Origin of the sequence: Mesorhizobium sp. M4B.F.Ca.ET.017.02.2.1 (assembly GCF_003998955.1) — a bacterium.
GTDB lineage: Bacteria > Pseudomonadota > Alphaproteobacteria > Rhizobiales > Rhizobiaceae > Mesorhizobium > Mesorhizobium abyssinicae.
Window position 1 is genome coordinate 1 of sequence record NZ_RZOF01000384.1, and the last position, 5,606, is coordinate 5,606.

Consider the following 5,606-nt stretch of genomic DNA (forward strand, 5'->3'; position numbering starts at 1 on the left):
TCCGGCGCGAAGCCGGTCTGGCGCGCCATATGCGCCAGCGCGAACGGGCTTGCCTGATGCGGCACGACGAGGTCGACATCCTCGCGCCGCCAGCCGGCGCGCTGCAAAAGCTCGGTTACGAAGCCGCTGAAATGGCGCGAGGTGACGCGGAACAGTTCCTTGCCCTCCATGTGGAACAGGCTGTGGCGGGCGAATTCCTCCGGCTGGCGATGGAAGTCGAAACGCGTGCCGCCCGATCCGATGCCGCAGACCTCGTAGGCCGAAGGATAGGTGCGCATCAGATTGGCCACCACACTGCCCTCGCCGGGTCCGGCCTTGCGCAAAATCGCCGCCGCCGCGCCGTCGCCGAAGAGAGCGGCGACCTCCGGCTGGTCGCGCCACGGCAGCGCGCGCGAGGCGACCTCCGAGGAGAATACAAGCGCCGTGCTGAATTGCCCGGCCTCGATCAGGCGCGAAGCCGTCTCGAAGGCGGTGAGGAAGCCGAGGCAGGTGCTGTTGACGTCGAAGGCGGCGGCCGAGCCGTCTGGCAGGCCAAGGCGCTGCATGACCAGTGGCGCGGTCGCCGGCAGCGGCTGATACGGCACGCCGCAGCCGCCGATGATCAGATCGACCTCACAGGCTTCCAGCCCGGCATCGGTCAGCGCCAGACTGGCCGCCGCGCAGGCCAGATCGATCTGCGATTCGCCTTCGCAGACGTAGCGCTCGACGACACCGGTGGCGGCTTCGAGCCGACCCTGGGCAAGGCCAAGCCGTTCCTCCAGCGCGCGCGAGGTCACGCACTGAGCCGGCACCGCCCCACCGGTTCCGATGATTTTGATACGCATTCTCAACCCGCCGAATGAGTTCGCGTCTATCTAATCCATAAAGCGGATCAGGGGCGATGGCCATGATGGTGGCCCAAGGGTGAGAGTTATCCGGGCGGGGTCGCATCGCCCCAGAAATCGTCTATCGGCGCCGCGCCGACGTTTCCTATCTAATGATTGGCGCCTATCAGTATGGAACCTACGCCTTGCGCTCCCAGCGCCGATCCGGCGTCTGCTGCCAGTAGGTCACCGTGTGGCCGGCCTCCTTCATCGTCTTCCAATGGCTGCGCGCGCCTTCCAGTTGCGCGGCGTCGTGGCCGTCGAACAGGAAGACGGCGCGCTCGTAGCCCGAGAGGTCGGCAGGCGCCGCGCCGTCGACCAGGAAACGGATCTGCGCGGCATTCGGGTTGCCCTCGCCGGTGGTGAGCAGGATCTGCTGCTCGCCCGGATAGGCTTCTCGGTCGGTGGCATGCGCCAGGAACGAATCGTCGCGGAACGTCCACAGATGCTGGTCGAGCGCGTCGCGCCGCTCCTCGGTGCCGGTCTGCACCACGGCGCGCCAGCCGCGGTCGACGCTGCGCTCGAGCAGGCCGGGCAGCGCCTCCTCGAGCGTCGATTCGGTCAAATGGTAGAACAGGATCTCGGCCATGATCGCGCCTCGAACGGCCTTACCCCTCGTAGTGGTCGCGCACGAGACGGTCGAGCAGCCGCACGCCGAAGCCCGAACCCCAGGACTGGTTGATCTCGCTTGGCGGCGAGCCCATCGCCGTGCCGGCAATGTCGAGATGCGCCCAAGGCGTCTCCTTGACGAAGCGCTGCAGGAACTGCGCGGCGATGATGGCGCCGCCGTAGCGGCCGCCAATGTTCTTCATGTCGGCGTTCTTGGAATCGATCAGCTTGTCGTATTCGGCGCCCAGCGGCATGCGCCACAGCCGCTCCTGCGTCGCCTGTCCGGCGCCGGAGAGCCGGTCCGCCAGCTCGTCATTGTTGGAGAACAGGCCGGCATAGTGCTGGCCGAGCGCGACCATGATGGCGCCGGTCAGCGTTGCCAGATTGACCATGAATCTCGGCTTGAAGCGGTCATTGGTGTACCAGAGCGCGTCGGCCAGCACGAGGCGGCCTTCGGCATCGGTGTTCAAAACCTCGATGGTCTGGCCCGACATCGAGGTGACGATATCGCCGGGGCGCTGGGCGTGGCCGTCGACGGCATTCTCGACCAGGCCGATGACGCCGATGACATTGGCCTTGGCCTTGCGGGCGGCAAGCGCGTGGATGAGCCCGGTGACGGCAGCGGCACCGCCCATGTCGCCCTTCATCTCCTCCATGCCTGAGGCCGGCTTCATCGAATTGCCGCCGGTGTCGAAGGTGACGCCCTTGCCGACGAAGGCAACCGGCGCGTCCTTGGCCTTGCCGCCCTTCCAGTGCATGACCGCCATGCGGGCGCCGCGCGGCGAGCCTTGCGCGACGCCGAGCAGCGAGCCCATGCCGAGCTTCTTCATCTCCTTCTCGGTCAGAATCTCGACCTCGACCCCGAGCGCCTCCAGGTCCTTGGCGCGCGCGGCGAACTCCACTGGGCCCAGCGTGTTGGCCGGTTCATTCACAAGATCCCGCGCGAGAAGCACGCCGTCGATCACCGCCGCCTCATCGGTGAAAGCCTTCTTTGCCGCGGCGGGATCGGCGCAGTGGATGATCACCTTGACCGGCTTCTTCGGCTCGTCCTTGTCCTTCTTGGTCTTGTACTTGTCGAAGGAATAGCTGCGTAAAAGGATGCCAGCGGCGAGGTTCGCGGCCTGCCTACCGCCGGCCTCGGCGCCCGGAACATCGAGCACGACGGCGACTTCCTTCGCCTTGCGCAGCAAGGCCGCGATGGTGCCGCCCAGCCTCAGCCAGGCCTGGTCGTCGAGGGCGGCGGCCTTGCCGGCGCCGACCGCCACCAGGCGGTCGAGCGAAGTCCCCTCCGGCGCCAGCACCTCGGCGACGGTGCCGAACTTGCCGGAAAAGTCGGCCACCGGGAACGCGCGCGCGAGCGCCCCGGCCGGATCGCAAGCCTTGCCGGCTTCGCCAACCGCGCCATCGTCGGCCGCCAGCACGAAGGCGCTGCCCTTTTTCGGCGCGGCAAATTTGGCGAAGGCAATCGAAGGTGTCGAAGTCATCAGAACCTGCTTTCGGGGATGGGCGCCGCACAACGGCTTTCAAGAGTGCGCGACATTTGGTCGTTTTCCATCATTTGGCAAGACTTTGGCCGAAATCGCAGCCTATATCGCCGCCGCAACCATCAGTGGATTCGTCGCGGCATGGCCCCGCATTCCTGCCGTAACCTCTTGTTAACCACCAATGTTTTGCATTTCTTATGCATTGCCTTGGACACTCCGGCCAGCCGGGGCGCGTGATGTGGAACGGGAACCAGATCGAGCCGCCAATGCAGCCAGTTGTACTGCCGTCGCCGGATGACTACCTTGTCGGCGGGCATGATGCCGTTCGGCAAAATCGAGAAAGCCTTCATGAAGGTCGTTGAACGCTACATCATGCGTCGCGCAGCGACGGTCTTCGTGGCCGCGCTGACCTGGACGCTGGCGATCGTGTGGACGACGCAGGTGCTCGCCAAGATCGATCTCGTCACCGACAGCGGCCAATCGGCGCTGACCTTCTTCGAGGTCGCGGCGCTGATCATCCCGTCGATCATCCCGATCGTGGTGCCGTTCGCGCTGGTGGTGGCGGTGGCGCAGACGCTCAGCGTCATGAACACCGATTCGGAACTGGCCGTCATCAATGCTGCCGGCGCCTCGCGCTGGACCATCGCGCGGCCGATCCTCCTGCTGGCGCTCGCGGCCAGCGTCTTTTCCTTTGCCGTCGACAATGGCGTCGACCCCTATGCCAGGCAGAAGAACCGGCAGCTGGTGGCGTCGTCGCGCGCCGACCTTCTGTCGCTGATCATCCAGGAAGGAACGTTCCGCAAGATCGACGACGGCCTGTTCCTGCAGATCGGCGAACGCCTGCCGGACAACAGGCTCGGCGGCATCTTCGTGGCCGATTCGCGCGAGGAAGGCGCCAACCTGATCTACTACGCCAAGTCCGGCAGCATCGTCGAAAAGGGCGACGAGAAGGTGCTGATGATGAATGACGGCGTCATCAACCGCAAATCGCTGACCGGCGACCTGTCGGTGATCCGCTTCACCTCCTATGCGTTCGACCTCTCGGCCTTCATGTCGGCGGCGAACGAGATCACGCTGCTGCCCAAGGACCGCACGACGCAGTACCTGCTCAACCCGGATCCCAACGACAAGATGTTCCAGCGCAAGCCGGGCAGCTACACCGCCGAGCTCGACCAGCGCTTCTCCGAATGGTCCTACCCGCTGGTGTTCGCGCTGATCGCGCTGGCGGTGGCGGGCGACGCGCGCTCGCACCGGGAAGCGCGGATCCATCCGCTGATCACGGCCATCGCGATCGCGCTGTTCGTGCGCTGGCTCGGCTTCTTCGCCGCCGGCAAGGCCGACAAGGTGCCGCTCTATGCCTATATGGTCTACGGCCTGCCGATCGTGGCCTCGGCTGTTGCCACCTGGTTCATCGTCTCGTCGAGGTCGATGGAACTGCCGGCGGCCTGGGCGGACTGGATGACCAATTTCGCCGGCCGCGTCAGCGAGACCTGGACGGCCATCAAGCTGCGTCTCTCCCGGCGCGCTTCCGGCCAGGGGGCATGACGATGGGCTGGACGCTGGGCCGCTACTTCTTCTTCCGCTACGTGTCGATCACCATCTGGTTCTTCCTCGGCCTTCTGGCGCTGGTGTTCCTGATCGACTTCACCGAACTGTCCGGCCGCACCACCGGCCTGCCCGGCTTCACCTACGGCACCGCCTTCGCGATTTCGGCGCTGAGGATGCCGATGATCATGCTGCAGACCGTGCCGTTCGTCGGCCTGTTCTCGGCGATGGCGACACTGGTGTCGCTCAACCGCAAATACGAGCTGGTCATCGCGCGGTCGGCCGGCGTTTCGGCCTGGCAATTCCTGCTGCCCTGCTGCATCGGCGCGCTCATGTTCGGTGTGCTGTCGGTCGGAGTGCTCAATCCGATCGCGGCGCACGGCTTCTCCTGGTCCGAGCAGATGGAAAACCAGCTGCGCGCCGGCAATTCGAACGCGGTGCCGGCCGACACGACGCCTTGGATCCGGCAAAAGACCGCTTCCGGCGACACCATCATTGGCGCCCGGGCGATTCTCAACCAGGGCCTGGAAATGGCCGACGCGGTGTTCTTCGTGCTCGACCACCAAGGCAACATCGTCGAGCGCAAGGACGCGGCGCACGCCTTCCTCCGCGACGGCTATTGGGAGTTGCAGGACGTCAAGGTGTTCAAGGACGGCACTATCCGGCCCGCGACATCCGACCGGGTCCAGACCAACCTCAAGCCTGAATTCGTGCAAGAGCGGCTGGCGCGCCCGGAAACCATCCCCTTTTACGACCTGCCCGGCAAGATCGAGGTTGCCCGCTCCTTCGGGCTGAAGGCAAATGCCTTCGCCATGCAGTTTGATTCGCTGGTGGCGCTGCCGTTCCTCCTCGTCGCCATGACGCTGATTGCGGCAACAGTTTCAATGCGATTTGCGCGTATGGGGCAGTCGGCGACGATGATTCTGGGTGGCGTCCTCGCCGGCTTTCTGCTTTATGTCGTTTCGGTATTGGTCAAGGCATTCGGCGTGGCGGGATTCGTCCCTACGGCGGTGGCCGCATGGGTTCCGGTTGTCGTGGCTATGTTCTTCGGGGTGACGTTTCTGCTATACAAGGAAGACGGCTAGTGAGGGAGGCGGTTTTGCGC

General features: G+C 65.1%; 5 protein-coding genes. 2 read left to right on the plus strand and 3 right to left on the minus strand.

Translation table 11 applies throughout. The features are described 5' to 3' along the window. From EN738_RS29795 to EN738_RS29805, 3 genes are all read right to left on the minus strand, one after another. On the minus strand, window positions 1-824 hold an 824-nt coding region (locus EN738_RS29795; RefSeq protein ID WP_127286763.1), incomplete at its 3' end, for a ketoacyl-ACP synthase III. A gap of 178 nt (window positions 825-1,002) precedes the next feature. Beyond that, entirely contained in the window at window positions 1,003-1,452 is a 450-nt protein-coding gene (locus EN738_RS29800; protein ID WP_127286764.1) for a DNA polymerase III subunit chi, read from the minus strand. Between the two features lie 19 nt (window positions 1,453-1,471). Further along, window positions 1,472-2,956 carry a leucyl aminopeptidase gene (locus EN738_RS29805; protein WP_127286765.1) on the minus strand — a complete coding sequence of 495 codons (1,485 nt, stop codon included), beginning with the start codon at window positions 2,954-2,956 and terminating at the stop codon, window positions 1,472-1,474. A gap of 348 nt (window positions 2,957-3,304) precedes the next feature. On the opposite strand from EN738_RS29805, the gene lptF reads away from it, so the two are divergent. Further along, a complete protein-coding gene (gene lptF, locus EN738_RS29810) occupies window positions 3,305-4,501 on the plus strand; it encodes an LPS export ABC transporter permease LptF (protein WP_127286767.1) in 1,197 nt (398 codons plus the stop codon). A 2-nt stretch (window positions 4,502-4,503) separates the two neighbouring features. Continuing rightward, on the plus strand, window positions 4,504-5,586 hold the full coding sequence (gene lptG, locus EN738_RS29815; RefSeq protein WP_127286766.1) for an LPS export ABC transporter permease LptG: 1,083 nt from the start codon (window positions 4,504-4,506) through the stop codon (window positions 5,584-5,586). Window positions 5,587-5,606 lie beyond the last annotated feature (20 nt).

Coding starts and splice junctions, on each gene's coding strand:
- EN738_RS29800 (WP_127286764.1), bottom strand. CDS start 1,452: ATGGCCGAGATCCTGTTCTACCATTTGACCGAATCGACGCTCGAGGAG.
- lptG (WP_127286766.1), top strand. CDS start 4,504: ATGGGCTGGACGCTGGGCCGCTACTTCTTCTTCCGCTACGTGTCGATC.
- EN738_RS29805 (WP_127286765.1), bottom strand. CDS start 2,956: ATGACTTCGACACCTTCGATTGCCTTCGCCAAATTTGCCGCGCCGAAA.
- lptF (WP_127286767.1), top strand. CDS start 3,305: ATGAAGGTCGTTGAACGCTACATCATGCGTCGCGCAGCGACGGTCTTC.